The organism is Yersinia sp. FDAARGOS_228, assembly GCF_002073315.2.
Taxonomy (GTDB): Bacteria; Pseudomonadota; Gammaproteobacteria; order Enterobacterales; family Enterobacteriaceae; genus Yersinia; species Yersinia intermedia.
Genome location: NZ_CP020409.2, coordinates 1,288,429 through 1,313,037, shown reverse-complemented (window position 1 = coordinate 1,313,037; position 24,609 = coordinate 1,288,429). Strand labels below are relative to the sequence as shown.

Genomic DNA, 24,609 nt, shown 5'->3' with positions numbered 1-24,609 from the left:
GATGTTATTTCTCCATTCCGCTGATGGTGATCATGTCGTCATCCGCCCTAGCGGTGTAAACCCGCTGTGCGCCATCATAAAACTTAATTTCACTACTGGATTTGGCCCGCTCAGCAATCAGTTCAACGACTTCATCCAGTAATACAATTGCACTCTTGTCATATTTATTAGGACGATAGCCATTATTCAATTTGCTCAATAGGTCAAATAAGTTAAGCCCGATACGAATAGGCAGCAACGAGTTTTGTCCCACTTTCAGATGAATGTCGAAGCAGGTCGGCTGGGCCGTATTTTTCCTGAAAATAGCATCCCAGTTCGGCTTCAGCGCCACTGGTGCGGTGATTTTAACCCCACCAAATTCACCCAAAAAGAACTCCTCCTTTTGCGCGATCAACTCAGGTGCTTTACGATTTGCGTAGCGCTGGATACCAGCTATAAGCTCGGAAGAGTAAAATCGGTTCAACAATCTTTTCTGCTCTGTATCTGCAGTGTAGTTTTTATGCAAATGCCAGATTTCTGAGTAGCGTTCAAACAGTGATTCGTTAAAAAACACTGAAAATTTATGGTGATAATTATTGCCCAACGACTCATATTGTAGCAGCCAGAAGAGCCTAATCAGCGAGGCCGCATCGCCCGGTTTAACACACTGGCGATCGAATTGAATATGTAATTTTTCAAGGGCTACAAGAAAATCATCCAAGTCTGGATCAACCAATCCCAGCTCATAACGCAAAATGAACTGATCGAGCTCGTAGGTGTGCAATCTGGCAGGATCGAAATCAGAGACCTTTTTAATTAGGTCATTTTCTTCACCATTGAAGAGGTTATCAAACAAGTAACCCGGCCCAGTCAGCAGGTGATGCAAAAAATCCAGCAATGTTCTTGTCGTAACAAACTGGTCTTTAATTAAGCGGGCTTTAAAGAGCTGGGTGATTAAGACATTCTGAACGCCGGGCATACAGAGCAGTTTGAAGTTGGCAACAGTATTTAAATCATGCCCTACTGATTCATCTCGTTGAAAAATAGTGTAAAACAGATTTTTATCATCATCATTAGTTAATTGATTTAACAATTTTTTTATAAATGGTGAATATTGCCTATCTTCATCAAACTGGAACTTAGGATAATGTTCAAAATCAAAAAAAGAACAATTGTCACTGTGAAAAGGGCCACTACTTTCTTGTTGTCCCGATAAAAATGCATCAATCGCCAAACGAAGTACCTGATGACGTTCGGCACCTTCTCTGGCAAAGTTGGCGAGCATTCCAGTATTGATACCCACCAGCAACGGACATAATTGCTGCTGATGATCGTCGAACAAATCGTCCAAAGCATCAATGGCGGTCTGTTGGGGGGCGAAGCTATGCGTCGCATCCAGATGAAAGGCAAATCGCTGCTGGTAACGTTGGTTTGACTGACAGCGGGTTAAAATTTCTGACTTACCATCCCCACTACTGCCACACAAAAAAATGATTTCACTGGGTTTAGCAACGTCCAAGTGATGTAGTAAATCTTTTTCAATATATTGTTTAACAAAGAGTTGTTCTTTTAACTGATCAAATACGTCTCTTTGTCGGTGTGTTACCGTGGTGACAGAAAACGAAGATGACTTCGCGAGTACACCCAACGCTTTGCGTAATGTGATTGCGCTCATAACTTCATGTTCTCTAAAGAAAGAATTCTCTCATTGTATACAAGCTAACCCATGATCTCTATATGCCTTTTTTCTCAGTGATAACTTAGTGTTTCAACAGATGTCTCTCACATGGTCATATGCAGAGATAACTAAGGTTAAGATGGAAACATTAGCCTCACTGACCGATTGTGTCAGTGAGGTTTTACTACATGTATCAATGGGTCATGTACTACCTTTAGGATTCATATAGAATGTACTCGGCAATCATCAGCCATTCTGAATTTTCACCAATGCGTTAATCTTCCCAAAATCAAACGGACTAACCCCCTTCTCCCGATTCGCATCCAAGTAATCAGCCCACCACTGAATCATCAATCTGCGTTCATCTAAGTGCTCGGCTTTATGGATATAAGCCGCACGCACAGAGTTACGCTCCTGATGGCTCATCTGCCGTTCTACTGCATCCCTCGACCACAATCCCGACTCAATCAATGAACTACAGGCCATAGTTCTAAAACCGTGCCCACAGACATCTACTTTAGTATCGTAGCCCATAACACGCAGGGCTTTGTTCACCGTGTTCTCACTCATGGGCTTACGTGGGTCGTGATCACCGATAAAAATCAGCTCACGATTTCCACTCATGCTTTTGATCTTTTGCAGAATAGCGAGAGCCTGACGGGATAAGGGGACAAGATGAGGAGTACGCATTTTTGATCCCCGGTGCGAGTGTTTAACACCTTCCAGTGGTTCACGCTCTCCAGGGATTGTCCACATGGCGGTTTCAAAATCCACTTCTGACCAACGGGCGAAACGTAATTCACTGGAACGGATGAAGACCAATAAAGTCAATTCTACCGCTAGCCGGGTTAATGGCCTGCCACTGTAGTAATCGATGCGATGAAGTAACTCTGAAACGCGGTTTAACTCAAGTGCAGCACGGTGCTTTCTTTTACCGGTAGCGACAGCGCCCGCCATCTCCTGCGCGGGGTTGTAATCAATTAAACCACTTTGTACTGCATAACGCATTATCGCTGTGGTTCGTTGTTGCAGGCGGGAAGCCACCTCAAGACGTCCAGACATCTCTACGGCTTTAATTGGAGGTAAAAGATCACGGGTTCCGAGATCTGCAATATTCCGTTTGCCTATGGCTTGAAAGAGATTGTCCTCTAAGCTTTTGAGCACTCGAGCACTGTGAGCTTCTGACCATTGACGATTACTGGCATGCCACTCTCTGGCTACCACTTCAAAAGTTATCGCTTCTTGCTCCTGCTCTACTTTAACGGCTTTCTTGCTCTCACTTGGATCCACACCGTTAGCTAACAGCTTACGAGCTTCGTCACGCCGTGCCCTGGCATCAGCCAACGATATTTCAGGGTACTTCCCCAGCGCCAACATCTTTTCTTTGCCACCAAAGCGATATCGCAGCCGCCAGTATTTTGAGCCGTTAGGATGAACCAGTAACACCATACCGTCACCATCTGTAAGCTTATAGGCTTTTACTTCTGGCTTGGCCGTACGAACCTTCACATCACTCAGAGCCATGTTGAGTATCCCTTCAAGAGTTCTGCGTGGGTACAAACATTATCGAACCGGGATATACCCGCAATTGTACCCACATCAGTAAGTTGATGTAGATTGAATCAGGTTGACTTATGTTGACTGAAAAAGCGAGAAGAGCCTTGCGGGGACTGGATTTTAGGCATAAAAAAAGACCTCAGTTGAGGTCTATTTACATACTAATGGTGCCGAAGGCCGGAATCGAACCGGCATGCCTCGCGGCGGTTGATTTTGAGTCAACTGCGTCTACCGATTTCGCCACTTCGGCACTGAAGTAGTATGCGGAGAACGAGGTGAATTATACCTACCAATGATCCGCATGCAACTGTTATCCCACTAAGTTTGGTCTAAGTGTCGAAAAAAACGCCATCAACGCCGTTTTAGCAGCAAATAAACACTGATTAGGAGAAAAAGTATACTCGGTAGCAGCGCACCAATGACCGGTGGAATGCTGTAAACCAAACTAAGTGGGCCAAAAATCTGATCCAGTACGTAGAAAACAAAACCGAAGAAGATGCCAGTAACCACCCGAACACCCATCGGCACACTACGTAATGGGCCAAAAATAAATGACAGTGCCATTAGCATCATTACCGCGACTGAGAATGGCGCAAATATCTTGCCCCACATGTTCAACTCGTAACGGTTCGATTCCTGCCCGCTTTGCCGCAGGTACTTACTGTAATCGTATAAACCACTAATGGAGAGCGAATCCGGGTTCATCGCAACCACCCCCAGTTTTTCTGGTGTCAGGTTGGTCTTCCACTCACCGGCCAAGGTCTGCGAACCTGTCACTTGCTTAGGATTGGTAAGATCAGACTCATCAACCTGCGATAAACGCCAAATATTGTCTTCATAAGTCGCAGTTGCGGCGTAACGAACTGAGAGTAGACGGTCCTGTTTATCAAAATGATAAATATTAACGCCCGTCAGTTCGTTGTCACCCGATACCCGCTGGATATAGATAAAGTCAGAGCCGTCTTTCGCCCACAGACCCGATTGTGTCGATAATAATGAACCGCCATACATCTGCTGAGCACGGAAATTGCGTGCCATCTGTTCGCCTTGCGGTGCAACCCACTCGCCGATCGCCATTGTCAGCAATACCAGCGGGATCGCGGTTTTCATCACCGACGCGGCAATTTGCATTCGGGTAAAGCCTGATGCCTGCATCACCACCAGTTCACTGCGGGTCGCCAATGATCCAAGACCGAGCAATGCCCCCAATAGCGCCGCCATCGGGAAGAATATCTCAATATCTTTAGGGATGCTTAGCAGGGTGTACATGCCAGCGGAAACGGCTGAATAGTCCCCCTGCCCGACCTTACGTAACTGCTCGACAAATTTGATGATGCCAGATAGCGATACCAGCATGAATAACGTCATCAAAATGGTATTGAGGATAGTCCGTCCGATATAACGGTCTAATACACCAAACATCAGGCAGCACCTCTCAATCGTGCACGTAACTTACGAGCCGGCAGGCCATCCCACAGGTTCAATACCACCGCCACAGCCAGATAAGCACCGTTTACGATCCACATCCAGATAAATGGGTCCAGCTTACCGTTACCTGCATTAGAGCGCAGGGAGCTTTGTAACAGGAAGAAAATCAAATACAACAACATGGCCGGCAGCATGCTCAGAACTCGCCCTTGGCGCGGGTTGACAACACTCAGTGGCACCACCAACAACGCCATAATAATGACCGAAACAATCAGTGTCAGACGCCAGTGAAACTCAGCACGGGTATCGGGTTGATTCGCGCGCCATAGCTGTTTCATGGACATCTGTTCTGCCACATTGTTGTTTTGCTGCACTTCCTGATGGCCGATTATCGCTTGGTAATCAACAAAATCAGTGATACGAAAATCGCGCAACAACGCGGTGCCTTCATAGCGGGTACCTTTGTTTAAGATAACCACTTGCGAGCCATCTGGCCGTTCGGTCATATGGCCGCTATCAGCCACAACTACAGAAGGACGTTGATTACCGTTTGGCCGCAATTGTGCCAAAAATACACGGTTAAACTCTCTGCCCGTCACATTACCGATAAATAAGGCTGAATTGCCATCAGTTGAAGATTTAAACTGCCCACCGGCCAAGGCCGCCAAGCTTGGGTTCGCGCGGGCATCATTCAATACTTCGTCTTGATGTTTAGAAGACCAGGGTCCAAGCCAGATGGTATTAACTGCCGCCAACGCAGAAGTAAACAGCGCCAGAATCAATGCCGCCATTATCAGGGATTTTTTGCCCATGCCGCAGGCATGCATCACGGTGATTTCACTCTCCGTGTACAATTTGCCCAACGTCATCAGCAGGCCAAGGAATAAGCTCAATGGCAGGATAAGTTGTGCCATTTCCGGCACACCGAGCCCTAAAAGGGATAAAACCAGGTTTGCCGGGATTTCACCATCGACCGCAGCGCCTAATATCCGTACTAACTTCTGACTAAAGAAGATTAATAGCAGGATGAACAGAATCGCAATTTGGCTCTTAAGTGTTTCCCGTACCAGATATCTTATGATGATCACGCTAATACGCCTGTGAAAACTTGTCTTTTTGCAGGAAAATCGATAGTTTCATCGTTAATCCGCCATTTATTCTCATCATATGGCAACCTTCACAGCTAAAATAGTATTACAGCATCTAGCGTTTAGGTGTCCTATAGGAACATGCTTATAGTCGCCAAAACAAAACAACTTATGCCGTTAAGGTTAACACACGTCGTTAACACAACGGAGAGAGATCGTTGCGGAGCGCTACATTCTAGCGGTAGCCTGCGCCTTTGTCTTTAAGATTCAGGAGAGTGCATGGAGTTCAGTGTAAAGAGCGGCAGCCCGGAAAAACAGCGCAGTGCCTGTATTGTAGTCGGCGTTTTCGAACCTCGTCGTCTATCTCCAATTGCCGAACAACTCGACAAAATTAGTGATGGCTACATCAGCGCTTTATTGCGCCGTGGTGAACTTGAAGGCAAAGTCGGGCAGACGCTGTTACTGCACCATGTGCCGAATATTCTCTCCGAGCGCATCTTGTTAATTGGTTGTGGCAAAGAGCGTGAGCTTGATGAACGCCAGTACAAGCAAGTGATCCAGAAGACCATCAATACCCTTAATGACACCGGTTCAATGGAGGCGGTCTGCTTCCTAACTGAACTGCATGTTAAAGGCCGCAATACTTACTGGAAGGTGCGTCAGGCGGTAGAAACAGCCAAAGAAACGCTTTACACCTTCGATCAACTTAAAAGTAATAAAACCGAGCCTCGCCGCCCGTTGCGTAAAATGGTGTTCAATGTGCCAACCCGCCGCGAACTGACCAGCGGTGAGCGCGCAATACAACACGGTCTGGCAGTAGCATCCGGTATCAAAGCCGCTAAAGACTTGGGCAATATGCCACCAAACATCTGTAACGCCGCCTATCTGGCGTCTCAGGCGCGCCAACTGGCCGATGCATTTAGCACCAACATCATTACTCGCGTTATTGGTGAGCAACAGATGAAAGAGCTGGGAATGCACTCTTATCTGGCTGTTGGCCATGGTTCGCAGAATGAATCATTGATGTCAGTGATAGAATATAAGGGTAATCCGAACCCTGACGCTAAGCCAATTGTGCTGGTAGGCAAGGGGCTGACCTTCGACTCCGGTGGTATTTCCATCAAACCGGCCGAAGGTATGGATGAGATGAAATACGACATGTGCGGTGCTGCAACCGTTTATGGCGTAATGCGGGTGGTGGCTGAGCTGCAATTGCCGTTGAACGTAATTGGTGTATTGGCGGGCTGTGAAAACATGCCAGGTGGCCGCGCGTATCGCCCAGGTGATATTCTAACCACCATGTCCGGTCAAACCGTCGAAGTGCTGAATACCGATGCGGAAGGCCGTTTGGTACTGTGCGATGCGCTGACCTACGTTGAGCGTTTCGATCCCGAACTGGTGATTGATATCGCCACGCTGACCGGCGCGTGTGTGGTGGCATTAGGGCACCACATTACCGGTTTGATGTCGAATCATAATCCACTGGCTCATGAGCTGATTGGTGCGTCTGAACAAGCTGGTGACCGTGCATGGCGCTTGCCACTCGGTGATGAATACGCCGAGCAACTGGATTCCAATTTTGCCGATATGGCGAATATTGGTGGCCGTGCTGGTGGGGCCATTACCGCAGGCTGCTTCCTGTCGCGCTTTACCCGCAAATATAGCTGGGCGCATTTGGATATCGCCGGAACAGCCTGGCGTTCGGGCAAGAACAAAGGTGCAACAGGCCGTCCAGTCGCGTTGTTGTCTCAGTTCCTGCTAAATCGTGCAGGACTAAACGGCGACGATTAATCGTTTGATGTACATCATGCTATTCTAAGGGCACACTTTTGTGCCCTTTGCGTTGTAGAGAACCTATGAAAAACGCCACCTTCTACCTGCTCGAACACGACACGCCCGCCGGTGAGCTGCGCGCTCATGAAGCGTTGGCCTGCGAAATTGCGGCTGAGCGTTGGCGGGCAGGCAAGCGGGTACTGATCGCCTGTGAAAACCAGGAGCAGGCACAGCGGCTGGATGAAGCTCTGTGGCAACGGGCACCTGAGCAATTTGTGCCCCATAATCTGGCCGGTGAAGGGCCAAAATATGGCGCGCCAGTTGAACTGGCCTGGCCGGAACGGCGCGGTAATTCCCCGCGCGACCTGCTGATCAGCCTGCTACCAGAGTTCGCAGGTTTTGCCACCGCTTTCCATGAAGTGGTAGACTTCGTCCCTTACGAAGAAAATTTAAAACAGTTGGCGCGCGACCGATATAAGTCTTATCGCAGCGTCGGCTTTCATTTGACCACGGCAACGCCGCCAACTAATTGAAATAAAAAGAAAATGGAAAAAACACCTTCTAATATCGACAAAACTGAGCCATCCCTCGATAAAACATACAGCCCGCAGGAAATCGAGCAACCGCTGTATGAGCATTGGGAAAAGCAGGGCTATTTCAAGCCAAATGGCGATACCAGCAAAGAAAGCTATTGCATCATGATCCCGCCGCCGAACGTAACCGGCAGCCTGCACATGGGCCATGCTTTCCAGCAGACTATTATGGATACCTTGATTCGCTACCAGCGCATGCAGGGGAAAAATACCCTATGGCAGGCGGGTACCGACCATGCCGGTATCGCAACCCAAATGGTGGTTGAGCGTAAGATTGCCGCAGAAGAAGGCAAAACCCGCCACGATTACGGCCGCGATGCGTTTATCGATAAAATCTGGCAGTGGAAAGGCGAATCAGGCGGCACCATCACTCGCCAAATGCGCCGTCTGGGTAACTCCGTGGATTGGGAGCGTGAGCGTTTCACCATGGACGATGGCCTGTCTAATGCGGTTAAAGAAGTGTTTGTCCGCCTGCATAAAGAAGATCTGATTTACCGTGGCAAGCGCCTGGTGAATTGGGATCCAAAACTGCGCACAGCTATTTCTGATCTGGAAGTAGAAAACCGCGAATCTAAAGGTTCCATGTGGCATCTGCGTTATCCGCTAGCCGATGGTGCCAAAACTGCCGAAGGTAAAGATTACCTGGTGGTCGCCACCACTCGCCCGGAAACCGTATTGGGTGATACTGGTGTTGCAGTAAACCCGGAAGATCCGCGCTATAAGGATCTGATCGGCAAAGAAGTTATCCTGCCGTTAGTTGGCCGCCGTATTCCGATCCTCGGTGACGAACATGCCGATATGGAGAAAGGCACCGGTTGCGTGAAAATCACCCCAGCGCATGACTTTAATGACTATGAAGTGGGTAAACGTCACGCCCTGCCGATGATCAACATTCTGACTTTCGACGGTGATATCCGTGCTGAAGCTGAAGTGTTTGATACTAACGGTGAAGCTACCGATGCTTGCAGCGGTGCGATCCCAGAACAGTTCCAGGGTTTGGAGCGTTTTGCTGCCCGTAAAGCTGTTGTCGCTGAATTTGATAAGCTTGGCCTGCTAGAAGAGGTTAAGCCACACGACCTGACAGTACCTTATGGTGACCGTGGCGGCGTGGTTATCGAGCCGATGCTGACCGACCAATGGTATGTACGCACAGCACCGCTGGCGAAAGTGGCCATTGAAGCGGTAGAAAACGGTGAAATTCAGTTCGTGCCTAAGCAGTACGAAAATATGTATTACTCATGGATGCGTGACATTCAGGATTGGTGCATCTCTCGCCAACTGTGGTGGGGCCACCGCATTCCAGCCTGGTATGACGAACAAGGGAAAGTGTACGTCGGCCGCGATGAAGCTGAAGTGCGCCGCGAAAACAATCTGGGCGCAGACGTGGCATTGCGTCAAGACGAAGACGTGCTGGATACCTGGTTCTCATCCGGTCTGTGGACGTTCTCTACATTGGGCTGGCCTGAGCAAACCGACGCGTTGAAAACCTTCCATCCGACCAGTGTTGTGGTCAGTGGTTTCGACATTATTTTCTTCTGGATTGCCCGCATGATCATGATGACCATGCACTTTATGAAAGATGAAAATGGTAAGCCGCAGGTGCCGTTTAAGACCGTCTATATGACCGGCCTTATCCGCGATGACGAAGGGCAGAAAATGTCCAAGTCGAAAGGTAACGTCATCGATCCACTGGATATGGTTGACGGTATTTCACTGGAAGAATTGCTGGAAAAACGTACCGGCAACATGATGCAGCCACAGTTGGCGGAAAAAATCCGCAAGCGCACCGAGAAACAGTTCCCGAACGGTATTGAACCGCACGGCACTGATGCCCTGCGCTTTACGCTGGCAGCGCTGGCCTCTACCGGCCGTGATATCAACTGGGACATGAAACGCCTGGAAGGCTATCGTAACTTCTGTAATAAGCTGTGGAACGCGAGCCGTTTCGTACTGATGAATACTGAAGGGCAGGATTGCGGGCAGAATGGCGGCGAAATGGTGCTATCACTGGCTGATCGCTGGATTCTGGCTGAATTCAATCAAACCATCAAAGCCTACCGTGAAGCGATGGACACTTACCGCTTTGATCTGGCGGCGGGTATTTTGTATGAGTTTACCTGGAACCAGTTCTGTGACTGGTATCTGGAGCTGACCAAGCCGGTGATGAACAGTGGTTCTGATGCTGAACTGCGCGGTACCCGTCATACCCTGATTGAGGTGCTGGAAGCATTGCTGCGTTTAGCGCATCCAATCATTCCTTACATCACTGAAACCATCTGGCAGCGGGTTAAAACCCTGAAAGGCATTACAGCAGATACCATTATGTTGCAGCCTTTCCCAGAATATGATGCCAGCCAGGTCGATGAAAAAGCCCTGAGTGATTTGGAATGGATCAAGCAAACCATCATTGCGGTGCGTAATATCCGTGCAGAGATGAACATCGCGCCAGGTAAGCCGTTGGAAGTCATACTGCGTGGTGCCAGTGCTGAAGCTCAGCGCCGCGTGTTGGAAAACCAGAGTTTCATCCAGTCGCTGGCACGCTTGTCCTCCCTCACGCTGCTCGCTGACGGTGATAAAGGCCCAGTATCGGTGACCAAACTGGTTGAAGGCGCAGAAGTGCTGATCCCAATGGCGGGCTTGATCGATAAAGCTACTGAGTTGGATCGTTTGGCGAAGGAAGTCGCAAAACTGGAAGCCGAGATTGAGCGTATCGAAGGCAAGCTGGGTAACGAAGGCTTTGTGGCGCGTGCGCCTGAAGCGGTGGTCGCCAAAGAGCGTGAAAGAATGGCGGCCTGCGCTGAAGCTAAACAGAAGTTAATTGAGCAGCAGGCAGTCATCGCGGCTCTGTAATTAACTCAGACCACGATAGCCAGATAAGAACAGCGGGCTAATTATTTACCCGCTGTTTTTTTATCATTGCATTAATTCAGTGTCATAGCCTAAATAATTCAAGTTGTAGGAAAGCGGCAAGCGAGATCATCCCGATGAGCTTACTGGTAGTAAATGATTCGGGTTATTGAGTGTAACCAACGCACATACAGCTTGAAGTATGACGGGTATAGATGGTATTACAGATTATTACTATGTTATTACCCATCGGTTTATAGAGTAATACGCCATGACCACTGCCACACCTATCCGCCTGCTGGTGCGCCCTATCACCGTCGCAGACAATCTTGCTATTGCCAATGTTATCCGTGATGTTTCGGCTGAATTCGGCTTGACCGCAGATAAAGGCTATACCGTGTCTGATCCTAATCTGGATCACTTATTTGAGCTGTATAGTCAGCCACGTAGCGCTTACTGGGTGATCGAGGTGGACGGTAATATCGCTGGCGGCGGCGGCATAGCGCCGTTGTCAGGTGGCGAAGCCGATCTGTGTGAATTGCAGAAAATGTATTTCCTGCCCATATTACGCGGTAAAGGTTTGGCAAAGCAGTTGGCGTTACAAGCGTTAGCTTTTGCTCGCCAGCAGGGCTTTGGCCGCTGCTATCTGGAAACCACCGCCAGTCTGACCAGCGCCATTGGCTTATATGAGAAACTGGGTTTTGAGCATATTGACTGTTCGATGGGCAATACTGGCCATGTGGACTGCGAAGTGACGATGCTGAAAAAACTGTGATTATTCAGGGCGCATAACGCACCCTGATAGTATTAGCTGGAAAATGCCGCTAACACAGTTATAGCGTCAAGCACCAAGGCAATTACCCAAAGTCATTGGCGCTATAGCAAGGCAGCAAACGAGCAAATCCCGATGAGCTGACACAAGTCAGTGATTCGGGTGAGTGAGTGCAGCTAACACCGCTATAGCGTCAAGCACCAAGGCAATTACCCAAAGTCATTGGCGCTATAGCAAGGCAGCAAACGAGCAAATCCCGATGAGCTGACACAAGTCAGTGATTCGGGTGAGTGAGTGCAGCTAACACCGCTATAGCGTCAAGGACGAAGGGTAATTTAGTGGCGCTTACCGTCGTCGTCTTCATCCACCAACTCTTCATCGCCGAAATCACCGTCTTCGTCATCTTCGGCGTTCGGGTCTTCGTAGTAGGTGCCCCAACCATCGTAGTTAACGCCACAGGTCTCAGCCAGGGCAATCAGTTGTTCAACCTGTGCATCAATGATTTCAGCATTTAGCGCAACTTCACTGATCACGTCACAGCACATCACTAATGAGCCATCTTCCACTTCCAGCTCTTCAGCATCTGTTACTTCATAACCCAGCTTGAATGCTTCAACGGCAGCCTTCTCCAGCACCTCGAACTTCTCAGCAGACAGGTGATGTTCGATGGTGTATAGCGCATCTGGATCACTGCCATCTTCCAGCAGTTCTTCGATGATCAGGCGGGTTTCGTCACGTTGTTCGTCCAGCATTTCGCGGTTTGCCATGCCTTTATCCTCAGTCAATGGGCTTTGTATGGTGCTATTTTCCCACACCCACGCTAATGCCTCCACTATAAACGAGAAAGATTTATTGATTAGGGTTGTAATTGAATATTTATACGTATAAATTGAATTTAAATTCACATTGAAGTTCAATTAATCCCCTAATAATTGGTGTTGTAGTCAGACAGCAAGTATGAAGGGCAAATGGAGATGAACAGATGAGTCAGTTCTATAAACGTCACTTTCTGAGGTTACTGGATTTTACCCCCACCGAGATTACGGCCCTGCTGGATCTGGCTGCTGAACTCAAGCAAGCCAAGAAATCAGGCCGTGAGCAGCAAAAGCTGGTAGGTAAGAATATCGCGCTCATCTTCGAAAAAGACTCGACTCGTACTCGATGCTCTTTCGAAGTTGCCGCATATGATCAAGGTGCTCGCGTGACTTACCTCGGCCCAGGTGGGAGCCAAATTGGGCATAAAGAATCAATTAAAGATACTGCCAGAGTGCTAGGGCGCATGTATGACGGTATCCAATATCGCGGCCACGGCCAGCAAATCGTTGAAACATTAGCCGAATTTGCCGGTGTTCCGGTATGGAATGGTCTGACAAATGAATTTCATCCAACCCAGTTACTGGCTGATTTGCTGACCATGCAAGAGCATTTGCCAGGTAAAGCGCTGAGTGAAATGAAATTTGCCTATCTTGGTGATGCACGTAACAACATGGGTAACACCATGCTGGAAGCAGCGGCGTTGGTCGGGATGGATCTACGTCTGGTTGCACCAAAAGCATGTTGGCCAGAGGCTAACCTGGTGGCGGCTTGCCGGGCGCAGGCACAGAAAACGGGCGGTAAAATCACGCTGACAGAAGATATTGCCGAAGGGGTAAAAGGCGCTGACTTCCTGTATACCGATGTTTGGGTGTCAATGGGTGAGCCAAAAGAGGTGTGGCAAGAACGTGTTAGCTTACTGAAACCTTATCAGGTCAACATGGCGGTGGTAAAACTCACCGGTAACCCGCAGGTCAAATTCCTGCACTGCCTGCCAGCATTCCACGATGACCAAACTACCGTAGGCAAGCAAATGGCCGAACAGTATGATTTGCCCGGTGGAATGGAAGTTACCGAAGAGGTGTTTGAATCCACCCATAGCATCGTATTTGATCAGGCAGAAAACCGCCTGCATACCATCAAAGCAGTTATGGTCGCCACATTGGGCCAAGACTAAACATAACAGAGCCGATCATCTGATGTATCGGCTTTTAATTATTTTCACAACAAATCAATAAGCGTTATTGGCGCAGGCAAGTTGAGTGCGGACAGTGCGCAGCCAACGGAGCATACATGGAGTATGTGACGGCGGCGAGCACTGCCCGAAGCTCAAGCTGGCGAGTGAAATAGCTTATTTTACAGATATCTTCACAACCGCTTTGCGCACATTAGCCGGTTCCCCCACCGCACACAGTGGTTTATGTACTTCACCTGGGTAAAACACCACAAAATCACCGGTCTGCATGACAAACAGCTTCTCATCAACACCCGCCGGTAGAAAGGCAATGTCTTTGTCCGCCAACCAGTCAGTATCCGGCTTACCGGCAGGCTGATTACTGAATGTCATCCCCTCGACGCCCGCCAAAACAATCTGAATATCCAGATATTTAGCGTGGTATTCCGCACGGCGATTTTCCAGATAATCCGTGCAGTCATTGGAGATCAATACGAAGAGATTATTGCCATCGATATCATGCTTACCCAATGGGGTTTCTGCGGTGATATGGCTCTTCACATATTCAATAGCTTCTTTTAATTGTGCAGGCAGATAAGGCAACAATTCCAAATGGTGAATATTTCCGGTAATCATGGCTTTCCCTTTGGGGTGAATAAAATGAAATAACGTTTCATTATAACTAATTCATCCCTCATTGTGTGGGAAGCGTTTAACATTTATTTATCTGGAATAAAGATTGTGCTGCTGCTGGGCGAGTTAATAATCATTACTTTTTTGTAATATTTCTTTATCACTAATTGTTATAACAAATAACTGTTGAGACTTTGACCACAGACAGGAAAGCCACTATCGTGAGAAACTGCGATGAAATAGTCGAAAAAACAATAATTTCCTAGCGATGTTAACTATCTATACTGGCTATTAACGCGAAAAATATTCGTGGTTGTAGCCCATTTCGGGGAGTCACAATGAAAGCTAAAATTCTGTCATTATTGGTTTTGACAGCACTATCTGGTAGCGCACTTGCAGCAACGCCGCCAGATACTCTGGTTGTAGTGCAATCCCTGGATGATATCGTCAGTCTTGATCCGGCTGAAAGTAATGAACTGTCGAGCATTCAGACGGTTCCGAGTCTCTACCAGCGTCTGGTACAGGCTGATCGTGATAATCCGGCAAAAGTAGTGCCGATCCTTGCTGAAAGTTGGCAAGGTGATGCCGCAGCCAAAACCCTGACGGTGAAATTACGCCCGAAGGCTGAGTTTGCTTCTGGTAACCCAGTGCAGGCCGATGACGTGATTTACTCCTTTACCCGTGCGATAAAAATGAACCGTTCACCAGCTTTCATCCTTAATGTACTGGGCTGGGACGCAAGCAACATCGATCAACATCTGAAAAAGATTGATAACAAGACCGTGCAACTGAGCTGGAGCGCCGATGTTAGCCCTGCGGTTGCTCTGAATATCTTATCAACCCCAATCGCCTCAATTGTTGATAAGAAAGCCGTCACCGCCAATGTAAAAGAAAATGATTATGGCAATGCCTGGCTGAAAATGCACTCAGCCGGTAGTGGCCCATTCAAAATGCGAGTGTATCAGCCGCACCAAGCCATTGTGCTGGACGCCAACCCGACATCTCCGGGTGATAAGCCGCTGATTAAAAATATTATTATCAAGAACGTACCGGACCCAAGCGCCCGCCGCCTGTTGATTCAGCAGGGTGATGCGGATATTGCCCGCGAATTGGGGCCAGATCAGACAGCCGCGCTGAAAACGCAAGCCGGCGTCAAGGTAGTTGAGATCCCATCAGCGGAACAAAACTATTTGGTTTTCAATACGGCTAACCCCGCTAACCCATTACTGAGCAAACCTCAATTCTGGCAGGCTGCCCGCTATTTGGTTGATTATGAAGGGATTACTAAAGATCTGCTGAAAGGCCAATATTTCGTGCATCAAAGCTTCTTGCCGGTTGGTTTACCGGGCGCACTGGAAAGCAAGCCTTTCACCTTTGATCCGGCTAAAGCCAAAGAGATTTTGGCCAAAGCAGGTATTAAAGATGCCACATTGACACTGGATGTTGAGAACAAACCACCGTTTATCACTATCGCTCAGTCGTTACAGGCAAGTTTTGCCCAAGGTGGCGTGAAACTGGTGTTACTGCCAGCAGCAGGCAGCCAGGTGTATGGCCGAGTTCGAGCCAAACAACATCAGTCTGCTATCCGTTTGTGGATCCCGGATTACTTCGATGCACACTCCAATGCCAGCGCCTTTGCCTATAACGACGGCAAAAGCAGCACCGTTGCGGGTTTAAACGGTTGGGTTATTCCTGAGCTGAATAAACAAACATTGGCCGCCGTTGCAGAAGCCGATCCGGCAAAACGCACTGCGCTCTACACCCAGTTGCAACAAGAGCTGCAACAGAACTCGCCTTATATCTTTATTGATCAAGCCAAAGCACAAGTTGTGCTGCGAGATAACGTAAAAGGCTATCAGCAAGGTCTGAATGCGGATATGGTCTATTATGACCGTGTCAGCAAATAGCCTATTCCCTGCGTACTTGAAGTTGCAGGGTTGTTAGCTGCGCGAACTCACCCGAATCACTTACCAGTGTAAGCTCATCGGGACTCGTTCACTTGCCGCCTACCTGTAACGCCAAGTTCTTGGGCATAGCTGGTTGATAAATTTATTTGTGAAATAGTGAGTTGCTAGTTGATGTCTGTCGCACTAAATAATACGCCGGGATCCCCATCCCGGCGTCGTCTTTGGGGGTTTTTACAGGGTTTATTTACTCTGGCCCTGACCTTATTCGGTCTACTGGTAATTACCTTTTTCCTGTCGGCGCTGTCGCCAGTGGATCGGGTATTACAAATTGTGGGTGACCACGCCAGTGAGGCTACCTATCAACAAGTTAAACACCAACTTGGGCTGGATCAGCCATTACCAGTACAGTTCTGGCACTATTTGGTGCGGCTGCTCCATGGCGATCTGGGTACTGCCAGTGCCAGCGGCCAACCGGTGTTACAAGATCTGCTGACGGTTTTCCCCGCCTCGTTAGAGCTGGCCACCTTGTCCTTAGTGATTGGCGCAGCACTGGGCGTTATCCTCGGCTTATTGTGCGCCCGCTGGGCAGGCAGCAAGCTGGATGCCACTATTCGCTTTATTACCCTGCTGGGTAACTCGGTACCTATCTTTTGGCTTGGCCTGCTGATGTTGCTGCTGTTTTATGCGCGCTTGCAATGGAGCCCAGGCCCCGGCCGCCTTGACGATATTTATCAATATACCGTGGAAGCGAAGACGGGGTTTGCGCTGATCGACACCTGGCGCTCCGATGATACCGGTGCCTTTAGTAATGCCATTGCCCATTTAATTTTGCCGGTTTCCCTGCTTTCTTATTATGCCCTGGCCAGTATCACCCGCCTGACCCGTTCAGCCTGCCTGAGCGAGTTGAATAAAGAGTACATTACATTGGCAAGAGCGAAAGGCGCAGGTGAAATGCGAATTCTGCTGATGCATGTGCTACCCAATATCCGTGGTACGTTGCTGACGGTGATTGCACTGGCCTATACCAGTATGTTGGAAGGCGCGGTGTTAACTGAAACCGTCTTTGCCTGGCCGGGTATTGGCCGCTATCTGACCAGCGCTCTATTTGCCGGCGATACCACCGCGATTATGGGCGGGACACTGCTGCTAGGTATCTGCTTTATTTTGATTAACAATGTGACGGATCTGTTGGTCCGCCTGCTGGATCCGAGAACGCGCTGATATGTCGATGATAACCTTCTGCCACGCGCTAAAGCGTTCCCCCTCCACCAGCATTGGGCTGTTTATTCTCTCCTCACTGGTGATCATTGCGATTTTCGCCCCGTGGTTAGCGCCACAAGATCCCAACTGGCAAAACGCAGCCGACCGTTTATTACCGCCGGGTGCACACCACTGGCTCGGTACTGACAGTTATGGCCGCGATATGCTGTCGCGCCTGATTTACGGCACCCGCCCAACCTTAGGGCTGGTACTGTTGGTTACCGTGATCACACTACCATTGGGGTTGCTGGTCGGCGTGCTGTCCGGTTATTACGGTGGCTGGCTCGAACGCATTTTGATGCGCATCACTGATGTAGTGATGTCGATGCCACGGCTGATTCTGGCCTTTGCCTTCGTGGCGATGCTCGGCCCCGGTTTGATTAATGGCGCATTGGCATTGGCACTGACTACCTGGCCGGCCTATGCCCGTCAGGCCAGAGCCGAGATCCAATTATTACGCAAAAGTGATTATCTGGCCGCCGCTGAAATGATGGGAATTAAAGGTCTTCGGCTGCTGTGGGGCCATATTTTACCCATGTGTCTTCCCTCGGCGGTGGTGCGTCTGGCGCTGGATTTAGCAGGCATTATTTTGGCCGCTGCCGGGTTAGGTTTCCTCGGCCTGGGTGCCCGACCGCCGATGTCCGAATGGGGATCAATGGTTGCCGACGGAATGCAGGTTATCTTCGATCAATGGTGGATCGCCGCCATTCCAGGCTGCGCCATTTTGCTCAGCAGTATGGCTTTTAATCTGTTAGGCGATGGCCTGCGCGATATTTTGGATCCTCACCATGACTGATAAAATTTTCGCCGTTGAAGGCTTGAGTGTCGACTTTAAACAACAGCGGGTGGTGGATAATATCTCTTTCCAGCTTGGCCATGAGCGCGTCGCTCTGGTTGGTGAATCTGGTTCCGGTAAATCTATTACTGCCAGAGCATTGATGGGATTAGTCCGCTCACCGGGCAAAGTCAGCGCCAAAAAGCTGAGTTATTACTCTGACAATACCGATGCACAAGGAAACCCCGGTAAGATCGTCGAACACGATTTGACGTCCCTCAAGCCGAAACAGTGGGGTGCGTTACGTGGCAGTGAAATTGCTATGGTGCTGCAAGACCCCCGCTACGCACTGAATCCGGTGCGAACCGTGGGTAAGCAAATTGAAGAATCCTTGCTGTTACATAATGCCCTTTCAGGGGCTGATGCTCATGAGCGGGTATTAAACGCACTGGCCGCCGTTGGGCTGAATGAAGGTGCTTATCACAGCTATCCCGGCCAACTCTCCGGCGGAATGGGCCAGCGGGCAATGTTAGCTATAGCGTTGGTGAATAACCCTCGGGTATTAATTGCCGACGAACCAACATCAGCCTTAGATGCCAAACTGCGTAATCAAATTCTTGAATTGATTGTTGAACAAACCGAGCAGCGCAATATGAGTTTACTGTTGATAAGCCACGATTTGCCGTTGGTCGCTGAGCATTGCCATCGCGTGCTGGTGATGTATCAAGGGAAACTGGTCGATCAGGGGGCGGCGGCAGACTTACCTTATTCAACTCATCCTTATACCCATACGTTATGGGCTTGCCGCCCGAATGCCGGCACCTATGGCACTGACTTGCCAGTATTAGATCGCAGCGCTGATTTCTCTGGAGGTTCCCATGGCACTGATTGAAGTCAATAATCTTCGGGTCAGTTTCCCTCAGAAGAATCAGGTAAAAACAGCGGTTGAATCCGTAAGTTTTGCGGTTGAAGCGGGTGAAACCTTCAGCCTGATCGGTGCATCCGGTTGTGGTAAATCCACCGTATTACGCACTCTGGCCGGTCTACAGCGAGAATGGCAAGGAGAGATAACCTTGCTGGGTACACCGTTACGGCCAGGGCACCGTTTCGCCGGCCAACTGCGTAAAGATGTGCAGATGGTGTTTCAAGACCCTTATGCCTCGCTGCACCCTCAGCATAATATCCAGCGCACACTGGGTGAGCCATTAAAGATTCATGGTGAAAAGAATATCCAGCAGCGAATTGTCAGTGCATTAGAACAAGTAGGTCTGCCTGCTTCTGCCGCCCAGCGTTACCCTCATCAGTTCTCTGGCGGCCAGCGCCAACGCATTGCTATTGCCCGCGCCTTGCTGCTGCGCCCTAAACTGCTGTTGTTGGATGAGCCAACCTCGGCGTTAGATATGTCAGTGCAGGCAGAGATCCTCAATTTGCTCAATCACTTGAAACGCGAACATGGCATGACATATTTATTGGTCAGCCACGACAGCGATGTGGTGGCCCATATGTCTGAACGCGCGGCCCTGATGGAGAGCGGGAAGATAGTAAGAGAGTTTACCCGGCAGGATTTAGAGCTGGCTGAACATTTTATGGGATAGCGTTTTGCCGTTCACTCGTGGGTTAAGGTTTGGTTGATAGAGTTGATCGGATCACTGTTTCAGTTGATTCGGTGCTCAGATTCGGTTGTTAGAGTAGATCGGATCACTGTTTCGGTTGATTCGGTGCTCAGATTCGGTTGTTATAACTTTACGGCTAACCTAACCTTAGTCGCCTCAACCGCCAAAGGGGGCGGGCGCGCCCCCTTGTGGAATCCCGCGCTTGCGCGAAATATTGTGGCTTCACCATGCCCTCCGGCCGCTTGCAGGCTAATCGAACCGGGGCCGACTCGCTCCCAGCTCGACAGCCCCTTTCGCCGCGTCCATGCGGCTCATTCGGCCTGCAATCTTTGTCGGCAATATTCCTGATTGCGCCCAACGTCAAAATCAAAACCTTTTCTTTAGGTTTTGATGTTTAAAAGCACATTTGAGCCGCCGAGTGAAGAGAGTAGGCAAGGCAACCCGCCAAGGACGGCGGGTTGAGGCGTCATGAGCAGGGACGCGAATAAAGCCGTCCGTTAGCCGGAACGATGATTGAGGGTACCTGCGCAGCAGGCCAGCGATACGTGCGCAAGCGCGGATTGTTAAGGCCCACGCTTATGGGCCTTAACTCGGTTGAGGTGGCGGAAATGAATTGAGCACTGAACGATTATCAACCGAAATAATGATCCGAACCACTCTAACAACCAAATCAACCAAATCAACCAAATCAACCAAATCAACCAAATCAACCAAAATAATAAACCGGATCACTTACCACCAGGACGAGTGACTAAAACCCCTTAACCAACCCCACCACACCTTGAACATAACGATCTAAAGTATCTTCAGACATCTCATTTGCCCCCTGCACCAAAAACGGTGGCAAATAATCCATCCCGGTCAGGTTCGCCATCGCATGGAAGGGTAATAACAGATCCAACGCCGGATAACGGTTATATCCTTGTGGCGTATAATCCTGTGCCTTCCCACCCGTGGAAACCACCAACTGCAACGGCTTACCCTGTAGCTTATTGCCACCACTGCCGTAGGCAAAACCATGAGTTAATACCGCATCCTGCCATTCACTTAAAATAGCCGGTGAGCTGTACCAGTAAAACGGAAACATCATCACAATCACATCATGTGACTTCAACAACTCCTGTTCCCGCACCACATCTATTTGAAAATCAGGGTATTCACGCATCAATTCATGCACCGTGACATTCGCTAATGGGCGGATTGCCTCTATCAACCGACGGTTAATACGAGACTCATCTGGGTGACGATGGGATGTTAAAACTAAAATACCGGACATAGCGCTTTCTCCAACCAATTTGATAACCTTATTTTTTCATTTTCCGGCAGGCAGGTGTAGGCTGCTATCAGTCACATTAATTTCAACTCAAGGTATCAACCACTATGTCGCTGCCTTTGGATATTCATCGTTTACTGCCCGCTTTTCTCACCGCAGCTCAGAGTGAGAACTTCTCCACCGCCGCCAGACAGCTAGGTATCACACCTGCTGCGGTCAGCAAGAATATCCGCGTTCTGGAAGAAAAACTGGCGCTACGTCTGTTTCAGCGCAATACCCACAGTGTGGTGCTAACGGATGAAGGCAAAACATTACTGGCACGAGTGGCACCACTGTGGCAGGCACTTTCCAACACACTGGATACGGTGCGTAATAATGATGAGCAACAACCCAGTGGTACGGTACGGGTCAGTGTCATCCCCGGCTTTGGCCGCCAACTGTTGATGCCACTTATTCCAAAATTTATGGCGCGTTATCCACAGATTGATTTGGATCTTTCATTGGAGGCCAGAGTGGTGAATTTGGTCGGAGAAGGCTTTGATGTCGGGATCGGTACTCGCATCGATCCCGATAGCCGCTTAATTGCCCGCCAGTTTTACCCAATGCAAATGCTTCTGGCGGCATCCCCTGCTTATCTGGCCCGCAATGGTTCACCCACCAGCCCACAGGATCTCTATCAACATCAGTGTTTAATACACCGTAATCCATCAAATGGCCGGAGAGTAAAATGGCAATTGCAGCAAAATAATGAGGTACAATCTTTAGAGTTGTCAGGTCGTTTGATCTCTTCCCAGCCGGATATGCTGCTACATGCCGCATTAGCGGATATGGGGATCACCTATGTGGCACAATGGCATGCAGCATCACATTTTGCTGACGGTAGCCTTATGCCCGTATTGGCGAGTTACTGGCCCACCCCTACCCCAGTATGGCTTTATTATGCTTCTGCCGATTTACCGCTCAGAGTCCGCGTTTGGGTTGATTTTCTGTTAAAACATTTCGGTCCGCATCACGCTTTATCCGCACAATAAGTCACATAAAAATATCGTTTTTGTGACGCACTGAACAGGGAATAGACCTAACGTCGATTTCCTTGTTCTAAGTCAAATTAGTTGACTGTCACTTCTGCCATTACCCATATATAGTGTTTATAGTAATTCAAACACCTATATGTAGTAGTTATCCACAAACCATCCACACCTTCCCCGCAGCCCTTATGCGCTGCGGCTTGTCTTGTGGATAACCTTTGCTACAGGCAACAGGAGCAGGCATTGTGAAAACAGTAGTGATTAAGCGGGACGGTTGTCAGGTACCTTTCGATGAGGTGCGGATCAAGGAAGCCGTCGAGCGTGCAGCCTTAGCTGTTGGCGTTGTGGACGCAGATTATTGTGCAACTGTTGCCCGAGTGGTCGCTCAGACGATGGAAAACCAGCCGAAAGTTGATATCCGCGACATCCAAACTGCGGTAGAAAACCAACTGATGGCCGGTCAATACAAGCAGTTAGCTCGCGCCTATATTGAATATCGCCATGACAGGGATATCTCGCGGGAACTGCGTGGTCGCCTGAATCAGGAAATCCGTGGATTGGTTGAGCAAAGTAACAAAGCGCTGCTTAACGAAAATGCCAATAAAGACAGTAAAGTGATCCCCACCCAGCGCGATCTGCTGGCGGGTATTGTCGCGAAACATTATGCCAAACAGCATATCTTGCCACGGGATGTGGTGTTAGCGCATGAACGAGGCGAAATCCACTATCACGATTTGGATTACGCGCCCTTCTTCCCGATGTTCAACTGTATGTTGATTGATCTCGACGGCATGCTGACCCAAGGCTTTAAAATGGGTAATGCGGAAATCGAACCACCGAAATCCATTTCTACTGCCACCGCAGTGACCGCACAAATTATCGCTCAGGTTGCCAGCCATATCTATGGTGGTACAACCATTAACCGTATCGATGAAATTCTGGCCCCGTTTGTCACTGAAAGTTTTAACAAACATAAATCTGTGGCCCAAGAGTGGCAAATTCCTGATGCCGCCGGTTATGCCATGTCGCGCACCGAGAAAGAGTGTTACGACGCCTTCCAGTCGCTGGAATATGAAGTTAATACCCTTCACACCGCCAACGGTCAGACACCGTTTGTCACTTTCGGTTTTGGCTTGGGCACCAGTTGGCAATCACGCATGATCCAGCAGGCCATTTTGCGTAACCGTATTGCCGGCTTGGGCAAAAATCGCAAAACCGCGGTATTCCCGAAACTGGTGTTTGCTATCCGTGATGGTCTGAATCATAAGTTTGGTGATGCCAATTACGATATCAAACAGTTGGCGCTGGAGTGTGCGACTAAACGCATGTACCCAGACATTCTGAATTACGACCAAGTCGTAAAAGTCACCGGTTCCTTTAAAACCCCAATGGGCTGCCGCAGCTTCCTCGGTGTGTATGAAGAAGAGGGTAAACAGATCCATGATGGCCGTAATAACTTGGGGGTTATCAGCCTTAACCTGCCACGTATTGCGCTGGAAGCCAAAGGCGATGAAGCCCACTTCTGGCAATTACTGGATGAACGCCTGCTGTTAGCCAAGAAAGCCCTGATGACCCGTATTGCCCGTCTGGAAGGGATTAAAGCACGCGTGGCACCGATTCTGTATATGGAAGGGGCTTGCGGCGTGCGCTTACAAGCCGACGACAACGTTTCTGAGATCTTTAAAAATGGCCGCGCATCCATCTCGCTGGGCTTTATCGGTATCCATGAAACGGTTAATGCGCTGTTTGGTCATCAGACCCATGTCTTTGATGACGAAAAATTGCGTGAAAAGGGCGTGGCTATCGTCGAACGGATGAGACAAGCAACAGACACCTGGAAAGATGAAACGGGTTACGCCTTCAGCTTGTACAGCACACCAAGTGAAAACCTGTGTGACCGCTTCTGCCGCCTTGATACCGCTGAATTTGGCGTGGTGGATGGCGTCACCGACAAGGGCTATTACACCAACAGCTTCCATCTGGACGTTGAGAAGAAAGTTAACCCATACGACAAACTGGACTTCGAAGCACCTTACCCACCATTGGCGAATGGCGGCTTCATTTGTTACGGCGAATACCCTAACTTGCAGCATAACCTCAGAGCGTTGGAAGATGTCTGGGATTACAGCTACAGCCGAGTGCCCTATTACGGTACTAACACGCCAATTGATGAGTGCTACGAATGTGGCTTCACCGGTGAATTCTCTTGTACCAGCAAAGGTTTTACCTGCCCGAAATGTGGCAATCATGAGCCATCGAAAGTCTCAGTAACCCGTAGAGTATGTGGCTATCTGGGTAGCCCGGATGCACGGCCATTCAATGCCGGTAAGCAAGAAGAAGTGAAACGGCGCGTGAAACATCTGGCGAACGGACAACTGGGCTAACCACTTAATACGATATTACCCAAAGTAATCGGCG

19 protein-coding genes and 1 tRNA gene are annotated in these 24,609 nt (G+C 49.1%); 12 read left to right on the top strand and 8 right to left on the bottom strand.

Annotated elements, in window-relative coordinates; genetic code table 11:
• Nucleotides 1-4 precede the first annotated feature (4 nt).
• The 5 genes from dptF to lptF form a co-directional block, all read right to left on the bottom strand.
• Nucleotides 5-1,654, bottom strand: coding sequence for a DNA phosphorothioation-dependent restriction protein DptF (dptF, locus tag A6J67_RS06025; RefSeq protein ID WP_080608070.1), 1,650 nt, complete (start codon nucleotides 1,652-1,654; stop codon nucleotides 5-7).
• 249 nt (nucleotides 1,655-1,903) lie between these two features.
• On the bottom strand, nucleotides 1,904-3,181 hold the full coding sequence (locus A6J67_RS06020; protein WP_080608069.1) for a tyrosine-type recombinase/integrase: 1,278 nt from the start codon (nucleotides 3,179-3,181) through the stop codon (nucleotides 1,904-1,906).
• 198 nt (nucleotides 3,182-3,379) lie between these two features.
• Nucleotides 3,380-3,464 (bottom strand) — tRNA-Leu (locus A6J67_RS06015).
• A 101-nt stretch (nucleotides 3,465-3,565) separates the two neighbouring features.
• Complete coding sequence (gene lptG / locus A6J67_RS06010; protein ID WP_032906666.1) at nucleotides 3,566-4,636, bottom strand: LPS export ABC transporter permease LptG; 1,071 nt, start codon at nucleotides 4,634-4,636, stop codon at nucleotides 3,566-3,568.
• A complete protein-coding gene (lptF, locus tag A6J67_RS06005; RefSeq protein ID WP_005186603.1) occupies nucleotides 4,636-5,730 on the bottom strand; it encodes an LPS export ABC transporter permease LptF in 1,095 nt (364 codons plus the stop codon). Before lptF ends, lptG begins: the two co-directional genes overlap by 1 nt.
• Nucleotides 5,731-6,009: 279 nt before the next feature.
• On the opposite strand from lptF, the gene pepA reads away from it, so the two are divergent.
• The 4 genes from pepA to A6J67_RS05985 all read left to right on the top strand — a co-directional run bounded on the left by pepA (nucleotide 6,010) and on the right by A6J67_RS05985 (nucleotide 11,718).
• Nucleotides 6,010-7,521, top strand: coding sequence for a leucyl aminopeptidase (gene pepA, locus A6J67_RS06000; RefSeq protein ID WP_005186600.1), 1,512 nt, complete (start codon nucleotides 6,010-6,012; stop codon nucleotides 7,519-7,521).
• A 65-nt stretch (nucleotides 7,522-7,586) separates the two neighbouring features.
• A complete protein-coding gene (locus A6J67_RS05995) occupies nucleotides 7,587-8,036 on the top strand; it encodes a DNA polymerase III subunit chi (protein ID WP_005186594.1) in 450 nt (149 codons plus the stop codon).
• Between the two features lie 12 nt (nucleotides 8,037-8,048).
• Nucleotides 8,049-10,946, top strand: a complete 2,898-nt coding sequence (locus A6J67_RS05990) for a valine--tRNA ligase (protein WP_042568663.1) — start codon at nucleotides 8,049-8,051, stop codon at nucleotides 10,944-10,946.
• Nucleotides 10,947-11,214: 268 nt separating this feature from the next.
• The gene (locus A6J67_RS05985; protein ID WP_042568664.1) at nucleotides 11,215-11,718 is read left to right on the top strand and encodes a GNAT family N-acetyltransferase; all 504 of its coding nucleotides are present in this window, start codon (nucleotides 11,215-11,217) and stop codon (nucleotides 11,716-11,718) included.
• 332 nt (nucleotides 11,719-12,050) lie between these two features.
• Here A6J67_RS05985 and rraB read toward each other — a convergent pair whose 3' ends face one another.
• The gene (gene rraB / locus A6J67_RS05980; protein ID WP_032906663.1) at nucleotides 12,051-12,482 is read right to left on the bottom strand and encodes a ribonuclease E inhibitor RraB; all 432 of its coding nucleotides are present in this window, start codon (nucleotides 12,480-12,482) and stop codon (nucleotides 12,051-12,053) included.
• A 215-nt stretch (nucleotides 12,483-12,697) separates the two neighbouring features.
• Here rraB and argF point away from each other — a divergent pair, with 215 nt between their 5' ends.
• Entirely contained in the window at nucleotides 12,698-13,705 is a 1,008-nt protein-coding gene (argF, locus tag A6J67_RS05975) for an ornithine carbamoyltransferase (protein WP_042568665.1), read from the top strand.
• A gap of 174 nt (nucleotides 13,706-13,879) precedes the next feature.
• On the opposite strand, the gene A6J67_RS05970 is transcribed toward argF, so the two are convergent.
• Entirely contained in the window at nucleotides 13,880-14,338 is a 459-nt protein-coding gene (locus A6J67_RS05970) for a YhcH/YjgK/YiaL family protein (RefSeq protein WP_005186587.1), read from the bottom strand.
• Nucleotides 14,339-14,673: 335 nt separating this feature from the next.
• Between A6J67_RS05970 and A6J67_RS05965 the strand changes: the two genes are divergently transcribed.
• From A6J67_RS05965 to A6J67_RS05945, 5 genes are all read left to right on the top strand, one after another.
• A complete protein-coding gene (locus tag A6J67_RS05965) occupies nucleotides 14,674-16,242 on the top strand; it encodes an ABC transporter substrate-binding protein (RefSeq protein WP_005186586.1) in 1,569 nt (522 codons plus the stop codon).
• Between the two features lie 171 nt (nucleotides 16,243-16,413).
• On the top strand, nucleotides 16,414-17,463 hold the full coding sequence (locus A6J67_RS05960; protein WP_005186585.1) for an ABC transporter permease: 1,050 nt from the start codon (nucleotides 16,414-16,416) through the stop codon (nucleotides 17,461-17,463).
• Nucleotide 17,464: 1 nt separating this feature from the next.
• Nucleotides 17,465-18,298 carry an ABC transporter permease gene (locus A6J67_RS05955; protein WP_005186584.1) on the top strand — a complete coding sequence of 278 codons (834 nt, stop codon included), beginning with the start codon at nucleotides 17,465-17,467 and terminating at the stop codon, nucleotides 18,296-18,298.
• Entirely contained in the window at nucleotides 18,291-19,169 is an 879-nt protein-coding gene (locus A6J67_RS05950; protein WP_032906662.1) for an ABC transporter ATP-binding protein, read from the top strand. Before A6J67_RS05955 ends, A6J67_RS05950 begins: the two co-directional genes overlap by 8 nt.
• Nucleotides 19,156-19,872 carry an ABC transporter ATP-binding protein gene (locus A6J67_RS05945; RefSeq protein ID WP_050073011.1) on the top strand — a complete coding sequence of 239 codons (717 nt, stop codon included), beginning with the start codon at nucleotides 19,156-19,158 and terminating at the stop codon, nucleotides 19,870-19,872. The genes A6J67_RS05950 and A6J67_RS05945 overlap by 14 nt, the downstream gene beginning before the upstream one ends.
• A 769-nt stretch (nucleotides 19,873-20,641) precedes the next feature.
• Here the strand turns inward: A6J67_RS05945 and A6J67_RS05940 are convergent.
• On the bottom strand, nucleotides 20,642-21,166 hold the full coding sequence (locus A6J67_RS05940; RefSeq protein ID WP_005186573.1) for an NAD(P)H-dependent oxidoreductase: 525 nt from the start codon (nucleotides 21,164-21,166) through the stop codon (nucleotides 20,642-20,644).
• Nucleotides 21,167-21,270: 104 nt separating this feature from the next.
• On the opposite strand from A6J67_RS05940, the gene A6J67_RS05935 reads away from it, so the two are divergent.
• Nucleotides 21,271-22,194, top strand: a complete 924-nt coding sequence (locus tag A6J67_RS05935) for a LysR family transcriptional regulator (RefSeq protein WP_050297173.1) — start codon at nucleotides 21,271-21,273, stop codon at nucleotides 22,192-22,194.
• A 242-nt stretch (nucleotides 22,195-22,436) separates the two neighbouring features.
• Nucleotides 22,437-24,575 (top strand): anaerobic ribonucleoside-triphosphate reductase, encoded by a 2,139-nt coding sequence (gene nrdD, locus A6J67_RS05930; protein ID WP_005186566.1) that lies wholly within the window; start codon nucleotides 22,437-22,439, stop codon nucleotides 24,573-24,575.
• Nucleotides 24,576-24,609: the final 34 nt, after the last annotated feature.